Below are 22,022 nucleotides of genomic sequence, written 5' to 3' on the forward strand. Positions count from 1 at the left end.
GGAGGCATCCCACCCGGCCGGGGGTGCGCGCCGCCCCCGTCCCCACGGTGCGGCGCGAACAGGCCGTCGTCCGGTCGTCCCACGGACCGACGGCCTGAGTCTCAGGTGACCTCCGACAGTCCGAGGGCGGGGATCAGGGCGGCGTCCACGTAACGGACGAGATAGTCGGCGTCCGCGTACTGCCCCTCCAGGACCGGACGGACCCGGATCATGCCGAGCAGCTGCGCGGGCACGAACTCCAGGGCCGGATGGTCGGCGGCGATCTCGCCGCGGTCGACCGCGCGCCGGAGCATCTCCTTGAGTGCCGCGCGTTCGGGTTCGATCAGCGCGTCGCGCAGCGCGCACTGCAGTTCCGGGTCCTGCATGACGGCGTGCCCCAACGCCTGCACCAGCTTGGTGTCGTCGTCGGACCGCTCTCCCGCGGCCCGCGCCGCGGCGCGCAGATCGCCGGCGAGCGAGCCGGTGTCGATGCCCGCGAGCCGCGGACAGTGATTGGCGCGCAGCGCCGCCGCCACGAACTGGGGTTTCGTCTTCCACTGCCGGTAGAGCGTGGACTTGCTGCACCTGGTGCTGGTGGCGATGCCTTCCATGCTCAGCGCGTCATAGCCGCACTCGCGGATCTGGTCGAGCGCGGCATCGAAGAACTCCCGCTCACGCTCGGGCGTGAGCTTGGAGCGGCGCGCGGCGACGACCGTCTCCGAGTCGTCCGCTGCCTGCGGCGTCATGGGCTCGTCTCCTCGCTCGTGTCCGGGGCCCGGCCTGCTTCCGTGGCCTGCTTCCAGTGTGTCGTACGTCTATCGATACGCCACTGTACCGAAACAGAATCGTTTCGGTACAGTGGCGTATCGGTACGAATCCGTATCGGTACAGTGGCGTATCGATGAGCCTTGGACAGGACCCACCCCTGTGTCGAGTGGATCCCCTCCTGGGCTCACCACGCACCACCTCGCGCAGGACTGTCAGCAAGGGGGCCGGGGGATGGAAGCCCGAACCAAATCATCCAGAGAACTGAATTCGGCAAGATCGGCAAGAGCGGGCACCACCGCGATACGGCGGCCACCCCTCTTCCGTGAGCTCCTGCTCGTCGCGGGACTCTTCCTCGTCTACAAGCTCGGCCGGCTGCTGGCGACGGGCCACACCGACGAGGCCTTCCGCAACGCGGACCGCGTCTGGGACCTGGAACGGGCCATGCACCTGCCAGGCGAAGGAGCCGTGCAATCCGCACTGCTGCACGGCGACACCCTCGTGCACCTCGCGAACACCTACTACGCGACCGTGCACTTCCCCGCCACCGCGGCCTTCCTGATCTGGCTATATCTGCGCCGCCCCACGCATTACGTGTGGGCCCGCCGCGCCCTCGCCGCGATCACCGCCGCCGCCCTGGTGGTGCACCTCGCGGTCCCGCTCGCTCCGCCGCGGATGCTCGGCATGGCGGGCCTCGTGGACACCGGGCAGGTGTACGGGCCGACGGTGTACGGGGCCTCGCCGGAGGCGGACTCGCTGTCGAACCAGTTCGCGGCGATGCCGTCGCTGCACTTCGGGTGGGCGCTGATGGTGGCAATCGGCCTGATCGTCGCCACCAGGTCACGCTGGCGCTGGCTGTGGCTGCTGCATCCGCTGCTCACCCTGCTGGTGATCGTCGGTACGGCCAACCACTACTGGCTCGACGCGGGCGTGGCGGCGGCGCTGCTGGGCGGCGTACTCGCGGTGGTGCGTCTGCCGCACCGGACGACGACCGCGAACGGACCCTCGAAGCCCGTGACATCGGCGAAGGCACCGGAACTCGTGGGAGCCGTCCGATGAACGCCACCGTCGTCGCCGTGGTGCTGTCCCTCTTCTCCGCTGTTGCTTACGCCGCCGCAGCCGTGGCCCAGGAGCGACTGGCCTCCCGGACCTCCGACTCGGGCGTACTGCGCCTCCTCGGCAGCGGTGCGTGGTGGTGGTCGGTCGCGCTCAACGGGTCCGCCGCGCTGCTGCATGTGGCCGCCCTGAAGTACGGCCCGCTCACCCTGGTCCAGCCGCTCGGCGCGCTCACGCTGGTCGCCGCGGTGCCGCTGGGCGCGCGGGTGGCGGGGCGGCGGGTCAGCGCCGTCGAGTGGCGCGGTACGGCGCTCACACTGGCCGGGCTCGCCGCACTGCTCGTCACGGCGTCCGGGCCGGCGCCCGACGACGTGCTGAGCGTGCCGGAGGCGCTGGCTGTCGCGGGCGTGACGGCGGTCGTGATCGGCGCACTGTCCCGGCCCGGCGCCCGCCCCGGGCTCCGGCACGCGGCCGCGTCCGGCTTCGCCTCGGGTGTCGCCTCCGCGCTCACGCAGACCGTGACGGTGGCCGCGACCGACCGCTCGGGTCCGCTGCTCAGCGCACAGGTGATCGTGGTGGCCCTGCTGGTCGCGGCCTTCGCGGTGGGCGGACTGCTGCTGGCGCAGACCGCCTACCAGGGCGGCCTCGGCGCACCCCTCGCCGTGGTGACCCTGGCCAACCCGGTGGCCGCCGCGGTCATCGGGCTCTCACTGCTCGGCGAGGGCCTGCGGGGTGGGGCGGCGGGTCTGCTGCTCGCGCTCGCGGGGGCGGCGATCGCGGCCCGGGGCGTGGTGACGCTGTCCCGCTCGCCCCGTTCGGTTCCGGAGGCCGAGGAGGAGCACCCGGTCGCCGCGGTACTGGCGCTGAAACCCGAATCGGCGTCGCCCGAACCGGCGTTGGTGCCCCGGCAAGCCACGCCGGGACACCTCACGCCACTCTGACGGACGTACGGCCGGCGTCCTTCCCGATCAGATTCCGCTGTCCGCACCGAGCGCCGGGTCGCTCACACCCGGCCGCCCGTTCTCGACATGTCCGGCGAAGCGTCGCAGGAACGAGCTGTCCGTGCCGGACGCGACGACGGTCAGGTCGTACCAGCGCCTGCTCGCCCTCAGATCCACGATGTGCCGCACGGTCGCGCCCGGCCGCACCCTGAACGTCCTGGGCCGCCCGCCATAGCTGTTGCCGAGCTTGAGCGTCACCGCCTCGGAGCCCTTGTTCGTGAAGGTCAGCTCCACGTCGTCCCCGACATGGCGCGCGGTGGCCTCCGGTCCGGCCGCCTTGCCGGGACCCTTGAACGTGCGCAGGAAGCCGTTCGGCCCGTGCACTGTGAGGTCGTACGAACCGTTGGAGTACGCGGAGTTCCAGGTGTCCGACACGCTCTTGCCCGCCTCAGTGGTGTACGTCCACGGGCCGTCGGTGCGGTTGCCGGAGGTGACGTAGAAGGTGGCGCCCGCCTTCTTGCCGGAGGCGAAGGTGAGCGTGAACGTGCCGGCCGCCGGGTCCGCTTCGCCGTCGGTCAGCGGCGCGTACAGCAGCGGGCGGGCGGGCCGCAGTCCGCGTTCCTGCCGGGGCATCGCGGGGTTCACCTGTTTCTTGCGAGGAGGCACTGGTGTTCACGCCGGGGGAATCGCATCCGGGTGTCGCGACGCGGAGCGTCGCCGCATTCGGTTCAGGGCGCGGAGCGCCCGTACCGCTGTCGGCATCGCCGAGGGTGATGCGAACACGCGTGCCTGTGATCGCTGGTCGGGGTGGTGGCCGTGGGAGCGGGGTGCGTTTGTGCTGGCGTCGCACATATGGTCCTTCGCAGGGTCCGGGACGGCACAGTGTCCCGGCCAGGGGCCGGGAGGGGGCGAGATGGCGCAGGTGACGGCGGCTGCGGAGGCCGGGCAGGCCCGCTACACCTACCGGCTGCGCGTGTCCTTGACCGCCCGCACCGCCCTGGCGGCGGAGTGGGACCGGTGCCGCTGGCTGTGGAACGAGTGCGTCGCCAAGTCGAAGCAGGTCCACGCCTGGAACCAGAACCGTCCCGAGGACACCGACAAGCAAACGTGCGGCCCGGCGCAGCTCGACAGGATGCTGACCGAGGCCCGGGCGCGCACGCCGTGGCTGCGGGAGGGCTCGTCGGTTCCCCAGCAGCAGCTCATCCGGGACTTCGGTAAGTCCAGGGCCAAGGCGCACAAGGACATCCGCGAGGGGGTTCCGCAGCACCGCCGGGCGGGGATGCCGGCGTGGAAGACCAAGCGCGAGACGCTGCCCACGCTCAACTACACCAAGCGCGGGTTCCGGTTGACGGACGGCAGGCTGCACCTGGCGGGCGGCATCGTCCTGACCGTGGTGTGGTCGCGGGAACTGCCAGCCGAGCCGTCCTCGGTGCGCGTGTACCAGGACAGCCTGGGGCACTGGTACTGCTCGTTCGTGGTGCCCGCCCAGGTCCAGCCGCTGCCGCAGACCGGCCGCGCACTCGGCGTGGACTGGGGCGTGAAGGAGACCGCGACCACCACGTCCGACGCGCACGACCTGCCGCACGCCCAGCACGGGCGGAAGGCCCAGGCGAAGCTGACCCGGTACGACCGGATGATGGCCCGCCGCAAACCGCAGCAGGGCAAGGCCGGGTCGAAGGGGTATCGCGCGGCGAAGAAGCTGCGGGCCGAGGCGCACCAGAAGGTCGCCCGGCAGCGCCAGGACACGGCCCGCAAGTGGGCCAAGTCCGTCGTCCGCGACCACGACGCCCTGGCCGTGGAGGACTTCAAGCCGACGTTCCTGGCCAAGACCAGCATGGCCCGCAAGGCAGCCGACGCCGCCATCGGCGCCACCAAGCAGGCCCTGATCGAGATGGGCCGCAAGCACGGGCGGGACATCCGCCTGGTACACCCCGCGCACACCACGATGGACTGCGCGCACTGCGGAGCGAGAGCCAAGCACCGCCTGCCGCTGGGTGAGCGCACCTACACCTGCACCGCGTGTGGAACAGCGAGTCCACGGGACAAGAACTCCGCACGCGTCATGCTCGTCCGGGCTGGTCTCAACCCGGCTGGTGCCGATGGCGGAAGACCTCCTGGAGCGCTGCTCCAGGAGGCGGCCTGAGCCAGGAATCCCCTCCCCCTTCAGGGAGGGGAGGATTCAATTCAGGCATAGGCAGAAGACCTCTTGTCCTGACGGTGGTGCGAAACGGTGGGATCTGTGCGGGCTGAGTGTTCCAAGAGCACCGAATGTCAGGGAAGGCCTCGTGGCGCCTGTGTGACGGGTGGCAGTACGCGTTACGAACACGCCGGGACCGTGTGCATAGTTTCCGAAGGGAACTCAAGGATCGAGAGCGTGCACGTCATCATCAACACCTCTCAGGAGTCAGGCGCGCGCTACGTGCGACATCTCAGGTTCACGGCCTCGGGACATTGCGCAGATTGGCCCTTGCCAGGTCGAGCATCTTCCCCACGCCCCCGTTGAGCACCGTCCGCCCTGCTGAGAAGGCGAATCCCTTCACCTGTCCGCCGGAGATGTGCGGCGGAATCGACAGCGCGTTGGGGTCGGTGACCAGATCCACCAGGCACGGTCCGTCGTACGACAGCGCCTCCCGCAAACCTTCGCGGATCTGGCCCGGCTTCTCGATGCGGATCGAGTGGATTCCGACCCCGGCGGCGATGGCGGCGTAGTCCACCGGCTCGTGGTCGGTCTGGTAGTCGGGCAGGCCGTCGACCATCATCTCCAGCTTGACCATGCCGAGGGAGGAGTTGTTGAAGACGATCGTCTTCACCGGCAGCTTGTGCAGTTTGACGGTGAGCAACTCGCCCATGAGCATGCCGAGTCCGCCGTCGCCCGACATCGAGATCACCTGACGGTCGGGGTGGGCGAACTGGGCACCGATGGCGTGCGGGAGGGCGTTGGCCATGGTGCCGTGCAGGAAGGAACCGATCACACGGCGGCGGCCGTTGGGGGTGATGTAGCGGGCCGCCCACACGTTGCACATTCCGGTGTCGACGGTGAACACCGCGTCGTCGTCGGCGAGTTCGTCGAGGATCGACGCCGGGTATTCGGGGTGGATCGGCATGTGGTGCTCGACGTTGTGGGTGTAGGCGGAGACCACGTTCTCCAGGGACTTGGCGTGGTGGCGCAGCGTCCGGTCCAGGTATGAGCGGTCGCGTTTCGCCTCGATGAGCGGCAGCACCGCGCGCAGCGTCTCGCCCACGTCGCCGTGCACGCCCAGCTCCAGCGCGGTCCGCCGCCCGATCCGCCCCGCGTCATGGTCGATCTGTACGGTGTTGGCCTGCGGCAGGAAGTCGTCGTACGGGAAGTCGGTGCCGAGCAGGACCACCAGGTCGGCCTCGTGCATGGCGTCGTAGCAGGCGCCGTAGCCGAGCAGCCCGCTCATGCCGACGTCGTACGGGTTGTCGTGCTGGATCCACTCCTTGCCGCGCAGCGTGTGCCCGACCGGCGCGTGCACCCGGCCCGCGAGCTCCATCACCTCGGCGTGCGCGTCGCGTACGCCGGCACCGCAGAAGACCATCACCTTCTCTGCCGCGTTGAGCTTCGCCGCGAGTTCCTGAACCTGTTCGGCCGGCGGTACGACCCGGCCGCGGGTGGTGACGAAGTTGCTGGATCCGGTGGGGTGGGTGGCGGATGCGTGGGACAGGTCGCCGGGCATGACCAGCACCGACACCCCGTTGTCGGACAGCGCGCGCTGTACGGCGATCCGCGCCATGCGGGGCATCTGCGACGGCTGGCTCACCATTTCGCAGTACTGGCTGCACTCGGTGAACAGCCGCTCCGGGTGCGTCTCCTGGAAGAACCCGGTACCGATCTGCTTCGACGGAATGTGGGAGGCGATCGCGAGCACCGGGGCCCCGGTGCGGTTCGCGTCGTACAGGCCCTGGATCAGGTGGGTGTTGCCCGGGCCGCAACTGCCCGCGCACACCGCGAGCCGCCCGGTCAGCTGTGCCTCGGCCGCGGCAGCCAGCGCCGCCGCCTCCTCGTTGCGTACATGGATCCACTCGATGCCGTCAGTACGGCGGATCGCGTCCACAACGGGATTGAGGCTGTCGCCGACGACGCCGTAGATCCGTTCCACCCCTGCTTGTCGCAGAACATCGATCAACTGCTGTGCCACGGCCGGATTACGCACCAGGGATCTCCTTGAACGGGTTTCTCGACAGCGCCGGACGGCGGGCGAAGGTCCGCCCACCGTCTCCTTCAACTGCTCGGCGCCCGCGGCGCCTGCGAGAGCGGGACTCGCTCAGCTCGCCTTGATCGTCGAGGCGTTCTCGGCCAGCCAGGCGTCGAAGCTCCTGAGCGCCGGGTTGATCTCCCGCAGCCGGTTCAGGTCACGGGAGCCAGTGAACTCCTGGTCGAAGTCGCCGTAGTACTGGAACATGTTGCCGAGCTCGTCGGCCGCCGGGATGTCGAGGGTGCGGAAGACGTCGTAGGGCACGGACTGGAAGCGCACCGGCTCGCCGAGCGTGGCCCCCAGCTTCTCCGCGTACTGCGCCCCGGTCAGGTGGTCGCCGGCCAGGCTGACGGTCTGGCCGATGAACGGCGCGCCGCCCTTGAGGATGGCGAAGGCCGTCCGGCCGATGTCCGTCACGTCCACCCCGGCCAGCAGCTTGCCGTCCTCCATCGGCAGGGTCAGCGTCAGCACGCCGTCCTCGCCGCGCTTGGGGACGAAGTAGCTCAGGAAGCCCTGGAAGTAGAAGGTCGCGTTCAGGAAGGTGGTCGGCACCCCGGCCTGGCGGAACAGCTCGTTGGCCTCGCCCTTGACGTCGAAGTGCGGCACGTTGTACTTGTCCTGGAGGACGGGCATCCGGCTGTCGTCCAGCGGCAGCAGCTCGCGGGTGTCCTCCAGCGTCGACCACACCACGTGCTTCAGCCCTGCGGCCTTGGCGGCCCGCACCAGAACGTTGATCTCCTCGATTTCCTTCTCGGCCGAGCCGTGCGCCCAGAAGTTGGTGACCAGGAAGGCGCCGTAGGCACCCTCGAACGCCTTGTGCACGCTCGGCTCGTCGTAGAAGTCCGCCTGGACGACCTCGGCACCGAGCGCGGCGAGTTCCCTGGCGGCGGGCGAGTCGGGGTTCCTGGTGAGCGCGCGCACCGTGAAGCCCGACTCCGGATCGGCGAGGATCGCCCTCGCGGCGCCGCCGCCCTGGGCGCCCGTTGCTCCGGCGACCGCGATGACCTTCTGCTCACTCATAGCTACTGCTCCTGCCCGAAGACTTAAGGTTGATGCGTCAACAAGAACCTAACCCGGGCATGGTGACGTGTCAACCTTAACGAAGATCTTTCCATATCCGGGCTCGAAAACCTCGACCGCCGCCGAGAACGACGCCTCGCGGCGCATTGATGATGCATCAACCAATCGTTTACACTGACACGTATGACTGACACAACGCGCTGGCTCTCCGAGCCCGAGCAACACGCTTGGCGCAGCTTTGTGCGGATGCAGGAAAAGCTCGCCGGTCGGCTGGGCCGCCGGGTGCAGGCCGAGTCCGGCCTGTCCGTCGCCGACTACGGAGTACTCGTCCACCTCACCGAAGCCCCCGAGGGCCGGCTGCGCGTCCTGGAGCTGGCCAGGGTTGTGGAGTGGGAGAAGAGCCGGATGTCCCACCACGTCAACCGGATGGCCAAGCGCGGTCTGGTCGTCCGGGAGGACTGCCCCACCGACGCACGCGTGGCGTTGGTCTGCGTCACCGCCGCCGGCCGTGAGGCCATCGCGACGGCGGCCCCTCGTCATGTCGAAGCAGTGCGCCACCTGTTCATCGACCCGCTCAGCCCGGCAGAGCTCGCCATGCTCGCCCAGATCTCCAACCGCATCCTCGAAGAGCTGGACAAGGACTGCGGCTGAGCAAGCGGCGGCGCAGTAAGCTGCGGGCTGCACCCTGCCCCAGAGCCACTCCGAGCGAGCCCTCCGCCACCGTTGCTACTCAACAAAGGTTGACACGTCAACCTTTTCGAGCCTATTCTGTGGATTCATCAACGAGGGATTCGAAGGAGGACAAGTGACGGTCAAGGTGATCGACGTACCAGAAGCCCGCCGCTACGAAGCACGCGTGGACGGGGAACCCACGCTCGCGGGCTACGCGGAGTACATCCGCACAGCTGAACTCATCGCGTTCGTCCACACCGAGGTGGCACCGGGGCACGAGGGCCAGGGGATCGGTTCCGCACTCGCTCGGACCTCCCTCGACGAGGCACGCGACGCAGGGCTGAGGGTGCTGGCCATCTGCCCCTTCTACACAGGCTGGATCGGCCGCCACCCCGAGTACGCCGACCTGCTGTACCAATCCCGGAGCCAGGTCAGCGACTGACCCGGGCGAAGACCCAGTAAGGGAGGCCCGCATGAGCGGCAAACCCCAGAAGAAGGCCTACGAGGCGCCGGAGATCACCGTCACCTTCGAGGCGAGGCGCTGTCTGCACGCCACCGAGTGCATCAGGGGCCTGCCCGAGGTCTTCGACCCGAGCAGGCGTCCGTGGATTCAACCCGATGCCGCCCCGGCCGATCGGCTGGCCGAAGTGGTACGCCGCTGCCCCACGGGTGCGCTGCAGTACGAACTGGCGGGTGGCGGCGGAGAGACTCCGGACCGGCCCACCCACATCACCCGGACCCCTGCCGGACAGCTGATCGTGCGCGGCGAACTGTCGCTGGACACGCAGGAAGGTACGCACACCGAGACCAGGGCCGTGCTGTGCGGCTGCGGGAGCAGTCAACTGCAGCCGCACTGCGACCATTCCGGCTCCTGCGGCCAGTGATACCGCGGTGACCGCCGCCCTCGCCCATCTCCCCGAACCGCTTACCCCATGCATTACCGGACCATTTATCCCGGCAAGAATGTGGAGCTGATCAAGATGACTCTTGCAGTGCAGTTCTCCGAGTACGGCACCACCGAAGTGCTGCGCGTCGTAGACGTTCCGGCGCCCGCCCCGGGCCCGGGCCAAGTGCGGATCGCGGTACGGGCGGCAGGTGTCAATCCGCTCGACTGGAAGATCATGCAGGGGTTCATGAGCCAGATGATGCCCCTCGACCTGCCCGCGGGCCTCGGGTACGACATAGCCGGTGTGGTGGACCAGGTCGGGGAGGGAGTGACCGACTTCGCCGTCGGCGACGAGGTCCTCGGGACTTCGCTCACCCCGGCCTTTGCCCAGAGTGCGGTCGCCTCCGCCGACGCACTGGTCGCCAAGCCGGCCACAGTTCCCTGGGAGGTCGCCGGAGTTCTGGCGGGTTCGGGCGGAACCGCGTGGACGGTTCTCGACCGCCTCAAGGTCACCCAGGGCGAGACCCTGCTGATCCATGCCGCCTCCGGTGGTGTGGGCACGTTCGCCGCCCAGCTCGCCGTGGCCCGTGGCGCGCGCGTGATCGGCACCGCGAGCGAGTCCAACCACGAACGGCTGCGCTCGCTCGGCGTGCTCCCCGTCGCGTACGGCGAACGGCTCGCCGACCGGGTACGGGAGATCGCCCCCGAGGGAGTCGACGCCGTACTCGACGCCTCCGGCCGCGGCGAGATCCCGCTGTCCATCGAACTCGCGGGAGGCCCCGAGCGTGTCCTCACCCTGGTGGCCTTCGACGCCGCCGACCTGGGCGTCCAGGTCCACACGGACGGCGCGAGCGGGAACGGCATTCGGGCTTTGCAGGACATCCTCCCCCTCATCGAGGAAGGACGACTGCACGTCCCGGTCTGGCGCACCTACCCCCTCGCGGAGGCAGCCGCCGCGCTCGACCTGAGCCGTACGGGACACGTCGGCGGCAAGATCGTACTGCTGCCGTAGCCCGCTTGGCCCCGTAAACCCGCTCTGAACAGCGGGTTTACAGGAGTTCTTCCGCGAGGCGGAAGCGGCATTGCGGTCCCGTGGCGCTCTCCCGGACGATGCCACCACTACCAGAGACGGGAGCCGCAAAGATGCCGCACATGACCGCCTTCGCCAGGAACCAGTGGTACGTCGCCGCCTACTCACACGAGGTCGGGCGCGAATTGCTCGGCCGTACGATCCTCGGTGAACCGCTCGTCTTCTACCGCACCGAGGAGGACGGGACGCCCGTCGTCCTGCACGATCGGTGCGTGCACCGCCGCTACCCGCTGTCCGAGGCCCCGACCCGCCTCGACGGCGACCGGATCGTGTGCGGCTACCACGGCTTCACGTACGACACCACCGGCACCTGTGTGTACGTGCCCGGACAGAAACGCGTACCGCGCACCGCGCGCGTCGCCTCGTACCCCGTCGTCGAGCAGGACTCCCTGATCTGGGTGTGGATCGGTGACCCCGGCCTCGCCGACCCGCAGACCATCCCGCGGGCCAAGCACCTCGACTCCCCCGGCTGGACCACCGTCCGCGGCATGGAGCCGATCGACGCCGACTACGGCCTCCTGGTCGACAACCTCCTCGACCTCTCGCACGAGACGTATCTGCACGGCGGGTACATCGGCACCCCGGAGGTCGCCGAGACGCCGATCACCACCGAGGTCGACGAAGGTGCGGGCATCGTGCGCGTGAGCCGGCACATGGACGACGCCGAATGCCCGCCGTTCTACGCCAAGTCGACCGGCATCGAGGGCCGTATCACCCGCTGGCAGGACATCGAGTACCACACGCCGTGCCTCTATCTGCTGCACAGCCGGATCGCGCCGGTCGGCGTGCTGCCGGAGGCGGACGGCAGCGACCCGAACGGCTTCCACACCGAGATCACGTACGCCATCACGCCGTCCGACGACGGCAAGGTGTACGACTTCTGGGCCGTCTCGCGCGACTGGGCGACGGACGACGAGGAGGTCACCGAGTTCCTGCGGGGCAACAACCACACGGTCGTCATGCAGGACGTGACCGCGCTCAATCTGCTGCAGAAGACGTTGGGCTCGGAGCGTACGGGGTACCAGGAGCTGAGCATCAACATCGACACCGGCGGTCTGGCCGCCCGCCGTATCCTCGCCCGTCTGGTCGAGGAGGGCGCCAAGCCCATGGAGAAGGTTCAGTGAGCAGTCCCACCGGCGAGATCTACCGCATCGACTGGCTGCCGGGCACCGACATCCTGCACGGCACCTGTCACTGCGGCCGCGAGCACACCGCCCAGGACCCCATCGAGATGTGGGAGTGGATGCTCGCCCACCCGCAAGGCCACGAGCCGCAAGGAAACAGCTCATGACCGTGTACGAAGCCGAACTCGTCGTCGACCGCCGGGATGTGGCGGCCGACGGCGTACTCGCCCTGACCCTGCGCCATCCGCTGGGCGAGGAACTCCCCGCCTGGGAGCCGGGCGCGCACATCGATGTGCTGCTCGGCCCGGACCTGGAGCGGCAGTACTCGCTGTGCGGCGACCCGGCCGACCGGCACGTATGGCGGATCGCGGTGCTCCGGGAGCCCGACGGGCGCGGCGGATCCGCTTATGTGCACGGGCAGTTGGCGGCGGGCGACAAGGCCCGTGTGCGCGGCCCGCGCAACCACTTCGCCCTGGCAGCCGCCCCCCGCTACCGCTTCGTCGCGGGCGGCATCGGCATCACCCCGATCCTGCCGATGCTGGCCGCGGCCGAGGCAGCGGGGGCCGAGTGGACGCTGCTGTACGGCGGGCGCACCCGCGACTCCATGGCGTTCACCGAGGAGTTGGCGCGGTACGGGGACAAGGTACGGATCGCTCCGCAGGACGAGACGGGGCTGCTGGACCTCGACGCGGCGCTCGCCGAGCCGGCCCCGGACACGCTTGTCTACTGCTGTGGCCCCGGCCCGCTACTGGACGCGGTCGAGGCGCGGTGCGCGGTGTGGCCGAAGGGGGCGCTGCACGTCGAGCGCTTCGAGCCGAAGGCCCAGGAGACGGGCGAGAACACCGAGTTCGAGGTCGTGCTCGAGCGCTCGGGCCACACCCTGACCGTCCCCGCGGACGTCTCCGTGCTCGACACCGTACGAGCCGCCGGCGTCGAGGTGCTCTACTCCTGCACCGAGGGCACCTGCGGAACGTGCGAGACCGATGTCCTCGAGGGCACCCCCGACCACCGTGACTCCGTCCTCACCGACGAGGAGCGGGAGGCCGGGGAGACCATGCTCATCTGTGTGTCCCGGTGCCGCGGGAAGCGTCTCGTGCTGGACCTGTGAGACCGGTGACCCGCAGGTCGGCCTCGATCCGGGCGACCGTGGCCAGCAGATGGGGCAGCAGGTCACGGCGTACGGACTCGACCGAGTTGCGGGCGGCGTGCACGGGAACGTTGACCGCCGCCACGACCTCGCCGTCCCGGTCACGCACCGGGACGGCGACCGAGCGCAGCCCCTCCTCCAGTTCCTGGTCGACGATCGCGTACCCCTGACGGCGTACGCGACGCAGTTCGGCGCGCAGCGGCCCGGCCGAGACGAGCGTGCGGGCGGTGAAGGGCCGCAGGTCGGCGCGGGCGAGCCGGGCGTCGATCTCCTCGTCCGGCAGATGCGCGAGGATCACCCGGCCCACGGAGGTCACATGCGCCGGGAAGCGGGTGCCGACGGTGATCGTCGCGGTCATGATGCGGCGCGTGGGTACGCGCGCCACGTAGACGATCTCGTCGCCGTCGAGGACGCACAGGGACGACGACTCCCGTATCTGCGCGACGAGCTGCTCCAGATGGGGCTCGGCGATCTCCGGCAGGGTGAAACTGGACAGGTACGAGTAGCCGAGTTCCAGCACGCGCGGGGTGAGCCGGAACATCCGCCCGTCCGTGTGGACGTATCCCAGGTCGACGAGGGTGAGCAGGAAGCGGCGGGCGGCGGCGCGGGTCAGTTCGCAGGCGCGTGCCACGTCGCTCAGTGTCAGTTCTGGATGGTCGGCGTCGAAGGCGCGGATGACCGCGAGGCCACGCTCGAAGGACTGCACGAAGTGCGGCTCGCGGGCTGCAGCAGGCATTATCGCCTCCATAGGACGCACGGCGGTGCGTTCTGTACGCACGAGGGTGCGCTCTGCGCACGCTAGGAGCACACTTCGACAACTGTCAACGACGTGCACGTCATGGGCATTGACCATTCTTGTGGCGGCGTTCTACGTTCCCGATGAGCACTACTGTGCGGTCTGCGCACAGCCCTTCTTCCAAGCACTGTCCCATTAGGGGGAGTCATGCGTCGCCTGCTCATCGGCCTGACGGTCTCAGCGGTGTTCGTCGCCGCGTCGGCCTGTGGTTCGTCCAACTCCACGGGGTCGGGCGGGGACACCTCCGCCGACGGCACCACCACGGTCAAGGTCGGCATCATTCCCATCCTGGACGTCGCCCCCCTGTATCTGGGCCAGAAGAAGGGCTTCTTCTCCGAGCGCGGTCTCAAACTGGAGCTGACGCCCGCCCAGGGCGGGGCCGCGATCGTGCCCGGTGTCGTCTCCGGCCAGTTCCAGTTCGGTTTCAGCAACACGACGTCCCTGCTGGTCGCCCAGTCCAAGAAGGTGCCCGTCAAGGTCGTGGCGAACGGCGTCGCCTCCACCGCCGAGGAAGGTGCCGACTTCATGGGCACCACGGTGAAGAAGGACAGCCCGGTCAAGTCCCCCAAGCAACTGGAGGGCAAGAAGGTCGCGGTCAACTCGCTCAACAACATCTGTGACACCTCGATCAAGGAGTCGGTCCGCAAGGACGGCGGCGACCCCTCCAAGCTCCAGTTCGTCGAGATGCCCTTCGACCAGATGCCCGCCGCGCTCGAGAACGGGCAGGTCGACGGAGCCTGTACGCCGGAGCCCGCGCTCTCCACCGTCAAGGCCGCCGGCGGGACGTCCATCGCGTCGAGCTTCTACGACGTGGATCCGAACCTCACCGTGGCCATGTACTTCACCTCCCAGCAGTACGCCAAGCAGAACCCGGAGCTGGTGAAGAAGTTCCAGGAGGCGACCGCCGAGTCCCTGGAGTACGCCGACAGCCACCCGGACGAGGTCCGCGAGATCGTCGCCACGTACACGAAGATCCCCGAGACCCTGCTGGAGAAGCTGACCCTGCCGCACTTCCCGGCCGAGCCGAACCGTGCCTCCATCGAGCGGCTGGCCGAACTGGCGAAGCAGGACGGTCAGTTGAAGGAGTCCCCGGACCTGGACGCGCTGCTGCCGTGAAAGCCACGAACGCTCTGCTGGGCGCGGCCGGACTCGCGGGCTTCCTCGTACTGTGCGAGGCGGTCTCGCGGTTCGGCATCGTCTCCGAGGACTACTTCCCGCCGGTCACCCGCATCGCCGACGCGCTGGTCACCGAGCTCGGTGACCAGGCGTTCTGGACCGCGCTCGGGGACACGCTCACCGGCTGGGGGCTGGGCCTTGCGATCGCAGTGACGGCCGGGATCCTCGCCGGAGTCGTGATCTCGGTTGTGCCGTTCCTGCGCGAGGCGACCGCGTCCACGATCGAGTTCCTGCGCCCGATCCCTTCGGTCGCGCTGATTCCGCTCGCGGTGCTGCTCTACGGCACGGAGTTGCAGTCTGTGCTCCTGCTGGTCGTCTACGCCTCGTTCTGGCAGATGCTGATCCAGACGATGTACGGCGTCCAGGACGTCGACCCGGTCGCCATGGAGACGGCCCGTTCCTACGGCCTCGGCACCTGGGCCCGGGTCCGCCACGTCCTGTGGCCGACGGCCCTGCCGTACGTCATGACGGGCGTCCGGCTGGCCGCCGCGGTCGCCCTCATCCTGGCCGTGACCGCCGAACTCGTCATCGGCGCACCGGGGTTGGGCCAGCGCATCGCGGTCGCCCAGACCTCGCAGGCCGTGCCGGAGATGTACGCGCTGGTGGTGGTCACCGGTGTGCTGGGGCTGCTGATCAACGTGGGCGCGCGAACCGTGGAGCGCCGGGCGCTGGCCTGGCACCAGTCGGTGCGCGGGGAGGTGGCGGTGTGAAAGACCTGGGCCTGCGGCTGTTTTTCGTCCTCGCGCTGCCCCTGCTGCTGGTGATCGCCTGGTGGTTCGCGTCCGACGGCAGCACGGACGTGTACTGGCCGCCGCTGCGCACGATCCTCACCACGTTCCCGGACGTGTGGACGGGCGAGCGGCTGCGCGCCGACGTCGTGCCGAGCGTGCTGCGGCTGCTGGCCGGTTACGCGTCGGCGGCCGTCGTGGGTGTAGCGGTGGGCGTGGTCATCGGCTCGTACCGCCGAGTGCGGGCCGTGTGCGAACCGGTCCTGGAGTTCCTGCGCGCGGTGCCGCCGCCCGTGCTCGTGCCGGTCATCATGCTGTTCGCGGGCATCGGCGACACGATGAAGATCGCGGTGATCGCGAGCGGCTGTGTGTGGCCGATCCTGCTCAACACGGTCGAGGGCGTGCGGGCGGTGGACTCGGTGATGACGGAGACGGCCCGCTCGTACGGCATCACCGGCACGGCACGCCTGCGTCACGTGGTCCTGCGCTCGGCGAGCCCGCAGATCTTCGCGGGCCTGCGGCAGGCGCTGTCCATCGGCATCATCCTGATGGTCATCAGCGAGATGTTCGCCGCCAGCAACGGGCTCGGCTTCACCATCGTCCAGTTCCAGCGCGGCTTCGCCATCCCCGACATGTGGACCGGCATCCTGCTGCTCGGCCTCCTCGGCTTCGTCCTCTCCGTACTCTTCCGACTGGTCGAGCGGCGGGCGCTCGGCTGGTACCACGGTCTGCGCGACACCTCCCGGCGGTCGTCGTGACGCTTGCGAAAGGGCAGTCCATGCTGGACGTACGAGGCCTGAAGAAGGTCTACGAGGGTTCCGGACGCCGCGTGGAAGCGGTGCGCGACCTCACGTTCACCGTCGACGCGGGCGAACTCGTCTGTCTCGTCGGGCCGTCGGGCTGCGGCAAGACGACGCTGCTGAAGTGCATGGGCGGACTGCTGACGCCCACCTCGGGCGAAGTCCTGCTGGACGGGCGCCCGGTGAGCGGGCCGCCGCCCGGGATGGCGTTCGTCTTCCAGGAGTACGGGCGCAGTCTCTTCCCCTGGATGCGGGTCCGGGACAACGTCGAACTCCCGCTGAAACAGAAGAAGTTGACCACTTCCAGGCGGCGTGAGCTGGTCGCCGACGCCCTGGAGTCGGTCGGCCTCTCCGACGCCGCGGGCGCGTACCCGTGGCAGCTGTCGGGCGGTATGCAGCAACGGGTGGCGATCGCCCGCGCGCTGGCGTACGAGCCGGATGTGCTGCTCATGGACGAGCCGTTCGCGGCGGTGGACGCCCAGACGCGCGCCGATCTGGAGGATCTGGTGCGCGGGCTCTGGCAGCAGCGGGGCATCACGATCCTCTTCGTGACGCACGACATCGACGAGGCGGTGTATCTCGGCGAGCGGGTGCTGATCCTCTCCGCCTCCCCGACCGTCGTCCAGGAGCAGCTGAAGGTCGATCTGCCCGCCGAGCGCGACCAGTTGCACACCCGGGTGGCCCCGCGCTTCGCCGAGCTGCGGACGCATGTGTACGAGCAGATCCAGGCGGCGAAGCGCGGCAGGGCGGCGGACCTGGAGGACACGAAGGACGTGAAGGCGGACACGCCTCCAACTCGCTGATATCTGAGCGGCCTTGGTGAAGTCCGGTTGCGATACCGCGCCCTGAGAGGGCCGCAGGCCCTCAGGGGCGCGGGGCTGTATCGATTTGCGGCTCTGCCGCGTGGGCGCGACCAGCCACGACGGGCCCGCAGGTCCGAACTGCCCCCCAGCGGAACGCTTACGCCTCGGCCGCCGGCACCACGCTGAGGTGACTCGTCGCCCGCCGCACGCGCGCAGCAGTTCGTACCGGTCCCGCCGAGCGGCGAGCGTCCCGCAGGACCAGCGTCATGCGCGTATAGCCCATGTCCTTGAGGGTCTTGGGGGTCTCGCCGACGATCCGGCAGTCGGTACGGCCCCACCGGGGGTCCGGGTGCCACAACGGCCGTACCGCGCCGTCGTGTTCGAGGACGTCGGGGCCGACCGAGCGGATCCAGTGCGGCAGTCCGTGCCGGTACGCGGCGTCCATGATCGGGTCGTGCGCGATGTCCCGGAGGATGGACCGCAGCACCGGGTCCTGCCCGTGCCGCTCCATCGCCGCGGCGAAGTGGGCCAGCATCGGCAGGCACCAGCTCGACTCATGCTCAGCGAGGACCGTGCCCGCGTCCGGATGGAACAGGACGAACCGGAGGAAATTGTCCCCCGGCATGGCCGTGGGATGCGGGCCGACACCGCGGAAAAGTGTCTCGAACGCGTCGTTGGTGAGGACTACGTCCCAGCGGTGGTCGAAGACGACGGAGGGGAAGGGGACGGCCTCCAGTAATGCGGCGTAATCCTGCAAATAGGCCTGGGCCCTCAGACTCTCGGGGGCGGGTCGCGGCCGCGACCGCTGCCCTCCTGCCTGGTACTCCATCGGGAGGTCACCCCTCTTGCCTCTGCGGCCTTACACGCGGCGTCGCGATCCTGCTATCCCCGGATCGGTGGCGTCAACTATCGTGGCATTTGCCGCCCGTTGACGAACGAATCGCGCCACAGTTGTGGCGAGCGCTGGATGCGAGTTCGAACCAGGGGCTAATCTCCGGGCAGTTCACCGTGTGCTGCACAGTTCACGGCCGGTCGAGAAACGTGGGAGATCTGTCGGTGACGGATGGCTTCGAGGTTCCGGGCGCCACGGCGACGGGTCTGCTGCCGGCCGTCGTGGCGCGGGTCGCCGCCCTCGCCGACCGGCTCGGTGTGCCGCACCGCCAGGTGTTCGACGTCCGGCGGCTGTCCGTCGCGTCCGGTGTGCCGGAGGTCGTGGTCCAGGCGCTGCTGAGCGGCAGGCCCGCCGGTGAGCCGGATCTGCAGACCCGCTTCCTGCAACGCCTCGACCTGCTGCGCCGTACGCGTCTGAAGCCGAACGGCCGCCGGTACACCCAGCAGGAGATCGCCGACGGCGCGGGTATGTCGCGTCAGCAGGCGGGCGCTCTGATCAACGGGGACCGGCGCCCCACCATGGAGCACTGCGACGCCATTCAGCGCTTCTTCAGAGTGCACGCCGGGTTCCTGACAGCCGAGGACCCCGAGGCGCTGGCCGGCGCCCTCCAGCGCTGCGAGCAGGAGCTGCTCCAGCAGCTCGCCGACCGCGAGAGAGCCGCGGCGGCGGCCGCGAGCCCGGACGACCCCTTCGAGCAGCTGCTCCAGGACCACGGAGTGCGTGGCATCGCCTGGCGCGCCGCACAGCTGCCGACGGACCAGCACCGGGACAAGGTCGCGGAATGGCTGGACATGCTTCTGGAGAGCGTCAAGCGGCCCGAGTCGTGAGCCGGGGGAGAACAGTGGGCATCGGAAGGGACATGCGCCGCCTGTGCGGCGAGTTGATCGGCGAGCTCTCGCTCCCGGCACCGGCGGAGCCCGCCGACCTGTACGCCGCGCTGTGCGGAGCCATGAGCAGACGCCGCGGCCGTCCGGTGCAGTTCCGTATGGCCGCCTTCCCGCCCGGCACCGCCAGTGGGCTCTGGCTCGACATGGCGGACCAGGACCTCGTGGTCATCGAGGAACGCACCGCGCCCGACCACCAGTTGGTCATCCTCGGCCATGAGCTGTGGCACATGAAGGCCGGGCACTGCGCCCACCACGTGGAGGGCGCGGCCGTCGCCGCCCGGCTGCTGTCCGACGACGCCGATCTGCAGGCGACCGTCCTGAAGGTGGCCGCCAGGACCCGGTTCGACCTCGCGGACGAGCGGGACGCGGAGGGCTTCGGGCTGCTGCTGGCCAGCAAGTGCCGTGCGTGGCTTGCCGGTTCGGCACAGCGCGGGCCCGTGTCACGGGACGGGGTCGCGGGCCGGATCGGGGCGTCCCTCGGCTACCGCGGGCCGCGGGGCTGAACCGCCGCGCCATGGATGACTCCGGCTACTACATACCGGCTCTCGCGATGGCGATCGCGCTCGCCATCAAGACGCCCGCGTTACTGCGCTCCTGGCACGATCCGCTGCAGCGTTCCGTGTGCACGCTGATCGCCCTGTCGGGCCTGGTGTTCTTCTTCGCCGCCCCGCCGACGATCGCCGATGTCAACCGCCTCACCGGCATCGCGAACGTCTCGGCGCCGCTCGTCTACGGCCTGCTGAGCGCCCTCAGCGCCGCCTGTCTGGTAGTGATCATCAACTGGCGCGGCGGTCCGCCGGAGGCGACCCGACGGGCCTCCCGCCGCTGGATCGCCGGGTACGGCGTGGTGATCGTGGCGCTGGTCGTGCTCTTCGTCCTCGGGGACGCTCCGGAGGAACGGCTGCGGGACCTCGACACGTACTACGCCAACACGCCGTTCCTCCGCGAGATGATCGTGCTCTACCTCGTGTCGCTCACCGTCGGGGGCGTCGCGATGGACGTCATGTGCTGGCGCTGGGCGCTTCAGGTACGCGGCTGGCTGCGGGCCGGGCTGCTGATCATCGCGCTCGGCTTCTCGTGCAACATCCCCTACTCCGTCACCAAGTTCATCGCGGTGGTCGCCCGGTGGAACGGCCAGGACCTGGACGACCTGAGCACCTATGTGGCGCCCGCGATGGCCTCCGTCGGGATGCAGCTCACCGCGCTCGGCTTCTGTCTTCCGCCGGCCGGCCAGCGTATCGGGGACATCTGGAGCACCTGGTCCACCTATCGCCGGCTCGGGCCGCTGTGGCGGGAGTTGAGGCCCCTCGCGCCGCCCAAGGACCGTGCCGTACGCATCTCGTGGTGGTCGCCCGCCGAACTCCAGGTGACCCAGCGGGAGTCCGACATCCACGACGGCATGCTCGCGCTGTACCCGTACTTCGACGCCGAGATCCGTGCGGGCGCCTACGAAGCGGCCGTGGCCGCGGGCTCCGATCCCGTCCAGGCGCAGGCGGAGGCCGACGCGGCGATGGTGACGGCGGCGATGCGGGCCAGGGCCGCCGACCCGGAGGGCAGGGTCATCAGCTCGGCGCCGGCGGACGCGGCACCGCCCGCGTCCACCGAAGGGCCCCGCGACCTGGTACGGATGTCCCTCGCCCTGCGTCAGTCCCCCGTCGTCACGGCGGCCTCCTTCGCGGTCAGCGGAGGTCCGCTCAACCGGGGCTTCTTCCGGCCGAGATAGACCAGGGCGAGCATGTCGGGCATGAGCAGCCGCGTCGGGTCCCTCTCCATGCTCATCACGTCCAGCAGGATCCGCAGGGCGTGGGGATTGCGTGAGCCGGCGTCGGCGGCCTTGTCGACGAACGCGGCAAGCGTCTTCTCCAGCCGGGTGGGCGGCTGCTCGCTGGCGCCCGGCCGGAACACGTCCTGGCCCACGGCCAGGCTCCAGGCGTTGTCGACGGGCCGGGCCGCGGCCTTCTGGATGCGCCGTGCCGTGCCGGGTGCGGTGAGTTCCTGCTCGCGCAGCACACCGCGCAGAGCGAGGACGCTCTGGGAGGCGGCGCTCAGTCCGTGCCCATAGATGGGGTTGTAGCCGGCGACGGCGTCGCCGAGGACGGCGAAGCCTTCGGGCCAGCGGGCGGCCTTCTCGTAGTAGCGGCGCTTGTTGGCGGTGCTGCGGGTGGTGATGACGTCGGTTTCGGGTTCGGCCCTGGTGAGGAGTTCGCCGATGAGGGGGTGGGCCAGCTTCATGGCGAAGGGCACGAACTCGTCGTTGTTGCTGGTGGGTTGCCCGCCGCGGCTGCCGGACAGGGTCACCAGCCACCGGCCGCCTTCGATCGGGAGGATGACGCCGCCCCGCGCCGGGTTGGCCTGGGGCTCGGCCTGGACGTTGAAGATCGGGAAGTCGACGGCGCCGGCCGGTGGGCGGTAGATCCGGCTGGCGTAGCCGATTCCGGCGTCGACGGTGCGCTCGTGGACGGGCGGCAGCCCCAGGTCCCCCAGCCAGTGGGCAGCGCGGCTGGCGCGCCCGCTCGCATCGATGACCAGGTCGGCGGGGAGGGTGCGCTCCGAGTCCGCCTCGCGTATGCGCACTCCTGTCACGCGGTCCGCGCTGCCTTCCAGGCCCAGCAGTTCGGTCTGTTGCAGCAGGGTGATCCGCCGGTCCGGCAGCACGTCGGCGCGGATCACGGCGTCGAGCAGATCACGGCTGCCCACGAGGAAGCTGTGCCGGGCCTGGGTGAACCGCCGGAACCAGTGGCCCGACGGAGCCCTGGACACCAGGTCGGTCATGACGCGGGCTCTCCGGACGCCGCGGTCGACGAGTCGGCCGGTGATGCCCGGCAGGATCTCCTCGAGGGCCTTGACGCCGCCGGACCAGAACAGGTGAGCGTGACGGGCCTGCGGCAGTCCCTTGCGTGGCTGGGGGTCGTCCGGCAGCAGGTCCCGTTCGACGATGGTGACGTCGGCATGGTCGGCGAGTACGGCGGCGGCGAGCATGCCCGTCATCCCCCCTCCGACCACCACCGCGGTGCGACGAGGGGCAGTTCTGTCAGACAAGTCG

The 22,022-nt window shown here is 69.6% G+C and carries 23 protein-coding genes and 1 pseudogene; 17 read left to right on the top strand and 7 right to left on the bottom strand.

Features of this window, described 5'->3' with window-relative positions:
* Positions 1-101 precede the first annotated feature (101 nt).
* On the bottom strand, positions 102-725 hold the full coding sequence (locus tag ACYVO6_RS41465) for a TetR/AcrR family transcriptional regulator (protein ID WP_461070748.1): 624 nt from the start codon (positions 723-725) through the stop codon (positions 102-104).
* A 253-nt stretch (positions 726-978) separates the two neighbouring features.
* Between ACYVO6_RS41465 and ACYVO6_RS41470 the strand changes: the two genes are divergently transcribed.
* Positions 979-1,803: a phosphatase PAP2 family protein gene (locus tag ACYVO6_RS41470; RefSeq protein WP_461070750.1), complete on the top strand. Its 825-nt coding sequence runs from the start codon at positions 979-981 to the stop codon at positions 1,801-1,803.
* Positions 1,800-2,741, top strand: a complete 942-nt coding sequence (locus ACYVO6_RS41475; RefSeq protein ID WP_461070752.1) for a DMT family transporter — start codon at positions 1,800-1,802, stop codon at positions 2,739-2,741. The genes ACYVO6_RS41470 and ACYVO6_RS41475 overlap by 4 nt, the downstream gene beginning before the upstream one ends.
* 27 nt (positions 2,742-2,768) lie before the next feature.
* On the opposite strand, the pseudogene ACYVO6_RS41480 reads toward ACYVO6_RS41475, so the two are convergent.
* Positions 2,769-3,410: pseudogene (locus tag ACYVO6_RS41480) on the bottom strand (phospholipase domain-containing protein); the annotation flags it as partial.
* Between the two features lie 244 nt (positions 3,411-3,654).
* Here ACYVO6_RS41480 and ACYVO6_RS41485 point away from each other — a divergent pair.
* A complete protein-coding gene (locus ACYVO6_RS41485) occupies positions 3,655-4,884 on the top strand; it encodes an RNA-guided endonuclease InsQ/TnpB family protein (RefSeq protein WP_461070754.1) in 1,230 nt (409 codons plus the stop codon).
* Positions 4,885-5,176: 292 nt separating this feature from the next.
* Here ACYVO6_RS41485 and ACYVO6_RS41490 read toward each other — a convergent pair whose 3' ends face one another.
* Both ACYVO6_RS41490 and ACYVO6_RS41495 read right to left on the bottom strand, forming a co-directional pair.
* Positions 5,177-6,916, bottom strand: coding sequence for a pyruvate dehydrogenase (locus ACYVO6_RS41490; RefSeq protein WP_461070756.1), 1,740 nt, complete (start codon positions 6,914-6,916; stop codon positions 5,177-5,179).
* Between the two features lie 111 nt (positions 6,917-7,027).
* The gene (locus ACYVO6_RS41495) at positions 7,028-7,978 is read right to left on the bottom strand and encodes an NmrA/HSCARG family protein (RefSeq protein WP_461070758.1); all 951 of its coding nucleotides are present in this window, start codon (positions 7,976-7,978) and stop codon (positions 7,028-7,030) included.
* A gap of 183 nt (positions 7,979-8,161) precedes the next feature.
* Between ACYVO6_RS41495 and ACYVO6_RS41500 the strand changes: the two genes are divergently transcribed.
* The 7 genes from ACYVO6_RS41500 to ACYVO6_RS41530 all read left to right on the top strand — a co-directional run bounded on the left by ACYVO6_RS41500 (position 8,162) and on the right by ACYVO6_RS41530 (position 12,858).
* Positions 8,162-8,629 (top strand): MarR family winged helix-turn-helix transcriptional regulator, encoded by a 468-nt coding sequence (locus ACYVO6_RS41500; protein ID WP_461070760.1) that lies wholly within the window; start codon positions 8,162-8,164, stop codon positions 8,627-8,629.
* A 154-nt stretch (positions 8,630-8,783) separates the two neighbouring features.
* The gene (locus ACYVO6_RS41505; RefSeq protein WP_461070762.1) at positions 8,784-9,092 is read left to right on the top strand and encodes a GNAT family N-acetyltransferase; all 309 of its coding nucleotides are present in this window, start codon (positions 8,784-8,786) and stop codon (positions 9,090-9,092) included.
* A gap of 31 nt (positions 9,093-9,123) precedes the next feature.
* The gene (locus ACYVO6_RS41510; RefSeq protein WP_461070764.1) at positions 9,124-9,534 is read left to right on the top strand and encodes a (4Fe-4S)-binding protein; all 411 of its coding nucleotides are present in this window, start codon (positions 9,124-9,126) and stop codon (positions 9,532-9,534) included.
* Positions 9,535-9,630: 96 nt separating this feature from the next.
* Positions 9,631-10,548 (top strand): NADP-dependent oxidoreductase, encoded by a 918-nt coding sequence (locus ACYVO6_RS41515; protein WP_461070766.1) that lies wholly within the window; start codon positions 9,631-9,633, stop codon positions 10,546-10,548.
* A gap of 131 nt (positions 10,549-10,679) precedes the next feature.
* Positions 10,680-11,750, top strand: a complete 1,071-nt coding sequence (locus ACYVO6_RS41520; protein ID WP_461070768.1) for a Rieske 2Fe-2S domain-containing protein — start codon at positions 10,680-10,682, stop codon at positions 11,748-11,750.
* The gene (locus tag ACYVO6_RS41525; protein ID WP_169786235.1) at positions 11,747-11,917 is read left to right on the top strand and encodes a hypothetical protein; all 171 of its coding nucleotides are present in this window, start codon (positions 11,747-11,749) and stop codon (positions 11,915-11,917) included. Before ACYVO6_RS41520 ends, ACYVO6_RS41525 begins: the two co-directional genes overlap by 4 nt.
* Complete coding sequence (locus ACYVO6_RS41530) at positions 11,914-12,858, top strand: PDR/VanB family oxidoreductase (RefSeq protein WP_461070770.1); 945 nt, start codon at positions 11,914-11,916, stop codon at positions 12,856-12,858. Before ACYVO6_RS41525 ends, ACYVO6_RS41530 begins: the two co-directional genes overlap by 4 nt.
* Here ACYVO6_RS41530 and ACYVO6_RS41535 read toward each other — a convergent pair.
* The gene (locus tag ACYVO6_RS41535) at positions 12,809-13,633 is read right to left on the bottom strand and encodes an IclR family transcriptional regulator domain-containing protein (RefSeq protein WP_461070772.1); all 825 of its coding nucleotides are present in this window, start codon (positions 13,631-13,633) and stop codon (positions 12,809-12,811) included. The two genes, ACYVO6_RS41530 and ACYVO6_RS41535, sit on opposite strands and share 50 nt — an antisense overlap.
* Positions 13,634-13,840: 207 nt before the next feature.
* On the opposite strand from ACYVO6_RS41535, the gene ACYVO6_RS41540 reads away from it, so the two are divergent.
* From ACYVO6_RS41540 to ACYVO6_RS41555, 4 genes are read left to right on the top strand one after another with little or no spacing between them, the layout of a single operon-like run.
* Positions 13,841-14,809, top strand: a complete 969-nt coding sequence (locus ACYVO6_RS41540) for an ABC transporter substrate-binding protein (protein WP_461070774.1) — start codon at positions 13,841-13,843, stop codon at positions 14,807-14,809.
* On the top strand, positions 14,806-15,579 hold the full coding sequence (locus ACYVO6_RS41545) for an ABC transporter permease (RefSeq protein ID WP_461070776.1): 774 nt from the start codon (positions 14,806-14,808) through the stop codon (positions 15,577-15,579). Before ACYVO6_RS41540 ends, ACYVO6_RS41545 begins: the two co-directional genes overlap by 4 nt.
* Complete coding sequence (locus ACYVO6_RS41550; protein ID WP_461070778.1) at positions 15,576-16,355, top strand: ABC transporter permease; 780 nt, start codon at positions 15,576-15,578, stop codon at positions 16,353-16,355. The genes ACYVO6_RS41545 and ACYVO6_RS41550 overlap by 4 nt, the downstream gene beginning before the upstream one ends.
* Positions 16,356-16,375: 20 nt before the next feature.
* The gene (locus tag ACYVO6_RS41555) at positions 16,376-17,200 is read left to right on the top strand and encodes an ABC transporter ATP-binding protein (protein WP_461070780.1); all 825 of its coding nucleotides are present in this window, start codon (positions 16,376-16,378) and stop codon (positions 17,198-17,200) included.
* Between the two features lie 157 nt (positions 17,201-17,357).
* Here ACYVO6_RS41555 and ACYVO6_RS41560 read toward each other — a convergent pair whose 3' ends face one another.
* Complete coding sequence (locus ACYVO6_RS41560; protein ID WP_461070782.1) at positions 17,358-18,029, bottom strand: MmyB family transcriptional regulator; 672 nt, start codon at positions 18,027-18,029, stop codon at positions 17,358-17,360.
* Positions 18,030-18,256: 227 nt separating this feature from the next.
* Between ACYVO6_RS41560 and ACYVO6_RS41565 the strand changes: the two genes are divergently transcribed.
* From ACYVO6_RS41565 to ACYVO6_RS41575, 3 genes are read left to right on the top strand one after another with little or no spacing between them, the layout of a single operon-like run.
* Positions 18,257-18,919, top strand: coding sequence for a helix-turn-helix domain-containing protein (locus ACYVO6_RS41565; protein WP_461070784.1), 663 nt, complete (start codon positions 18,257-18,259; stop codon positions 18,917-18,919).
* Between the two features lie 32 nt (positions 18,920-18,951).
* Positions 18,952-19,482 carry a toxin-antitoxin system, toxin component gene (locus ACYVO6_RS41570; RefSeq protein ID WP_461070877.1) on the top strand — a complete coding sequence of 177 codons (531 nt, stop codon included), beginning with the start codon at positions 18,952-18,954 and terminating at the stop codon, positions 19,480-19,482.
* 11 nt (positions 19,483-19,493) lie between these two features.
* The gene (locus ACYVO6_RS41575; protein ID WP_461070786.1) at positions 19,494-20,702 is read left to right on the top strand and encodes an MAB_1171c family putative transporter; all 1,209 of its coding nucleotides are present in this window, start codon (positions 19,494-19,496) and stop codon (positions 20,700-20,702) included.
* Here ACYVO6_RS41575 and ACYVO6_RS41580 read toward each other — a convergent pair.
* Complete coding sequence (locus ACYVO6_RS41580; RefSeq protein ID WP_461070788.1) at positions 20,624-22,018, bottom strand: FAD-dependent oxidoreductase; 1,395 nt, start codon at positions 22,016-22,018, stop codon at positions 20,624-20,626. The two genes, ACYVO6_RS41575 and ACYVO6_RS41580, sit on opposite strands and share 79 nt — an antisense overlap.
* Positions 22,019-22,022: the final 4 nt, after the last annotated feature.

It is taken from the genome of Streptomyces pseudoechinosporeus, from assembly GCF_054783935.1.

Excerpts from the sequence above, each read along its gene's own strand:
- ACYVO6_RS41540 (WP_461070774.1), top strand. The coding sequence starts at position 13,841 with ATGCGTCGCCTGCTCATCGGCCTGACGGTCTCAGCGGTGTTCGTCGCC.
- ACYVO6_RS41465 (WP_461070748.1), bottom strand. The coding sequence starts at position 725 with ATGACGCCGCAGGCAGCGGACGACTCGGAGACGGTCGTCGCCGCGCGC.
- ACYVO6_RS41530 (WP_461070770.1), top strand. The coding sequence starts at position 11,914 with ATGACCGTGTACGAAGCCGAACTCGTCGTCGACCGCCGGGATGTGGCG.
- ACYVO6_RS41515 (WP_461070766.1), top strand. The coding sequence starts at position 9,631 with ATGACTCTTGCAGTGCAGTTCTCCGAGTACGGCACCACCGAAGTGCTG.
- ACYVO6_RS41485 (WP_461070754.1), top strand. The coding sequence starts at position 3,655 with ATGGCGCAGGTGACGGCGGCTGCGGAGGCCGGGCAGGCCCGCTACACC.
- ACYVO6_RS41470 (WP_461070750.1), top strand. The coding sequence starts at position 979 with ATGGAAGCCCGAACCAAATCATCCAGAGAACTGAATTCGGCAAGATCG.
- ACYVO6_RS41570 (WP_461070877.1), top strand. The coding sequence starts at position 18,952 with ATGCGCCGCCTGTGCGGCGAGTTGATCGGCGAGCTCTCGCTCCCGGCA.
- ACYVO6_RS41475 (WP_461070752.1), top strand. The coding sequence starts at position 1,800 with ATGAACGCCACCGTCGTCGCCGTGGTGCTGTCCCTCTTCTCCGCTGTT.
- ACYVO6_RS41535 (WP_461070772.1), bottom strand. The coding sequence starts at position 13,633 with ATGCCTGCTGCAGCCCGCGAGCCGCACTTCGTGCAGTCCTTCGAGCGT.
- ACYVO6_RS41510 (WP_461070764.1), top strand. The coding sequence starts at position 9,124 with ATGAGCGGCAAACCCCAGAAGAAGGCCTACGAGGCGCCGGAGATCACC.
- ACYVO6_RS41520 (WP_461070768.1), top strand. The coding sequence starts at position 10,680 with ATGCCGCACATGACCGCCTTCGCCAGGAACCAGTGGTACGTCGCCGCC.
- ACYVO6_RS41495 (WP_461070758.1), bottom strand. The coding sequence starts at position 7,978 with ATGAGTGAGCAGAAGGTCATCGCGGTCGCCGGAGCAACGGGCGCCCAG.
- ACYVO6_RS41500 (WP_461070760.1), top strand. The coding sequence starts at position 8,162 with ATGACTGACACAACGCGCTGGCTCTCCGAGCCCGAGCAACACGCTTGG.
- ACYVO6_RS41560 (WP_461070782.1), bottom strand. The coding sequence starts at position 18,029 with ATGGAGTACCAGGCAGGAGGGCAGCGGTCGCGGCCGCGACCCGCCCCC.
- ACYVO6_RS41555 (WP_461070780.1), top strand. The coding sequence starts at position 16,376 with ATGCTGGACGTACGAGGCCTGAAGAAGGTCTACGAGGGTTCCGGACGC.
- ACYVO6_RS41575 (WP_461070786.1), top strand. The coding sequence starts at position 19,494 with ATGGATGACTCCGGCTACTACATACCGGCTCTCGCGATGGCGATCGCG.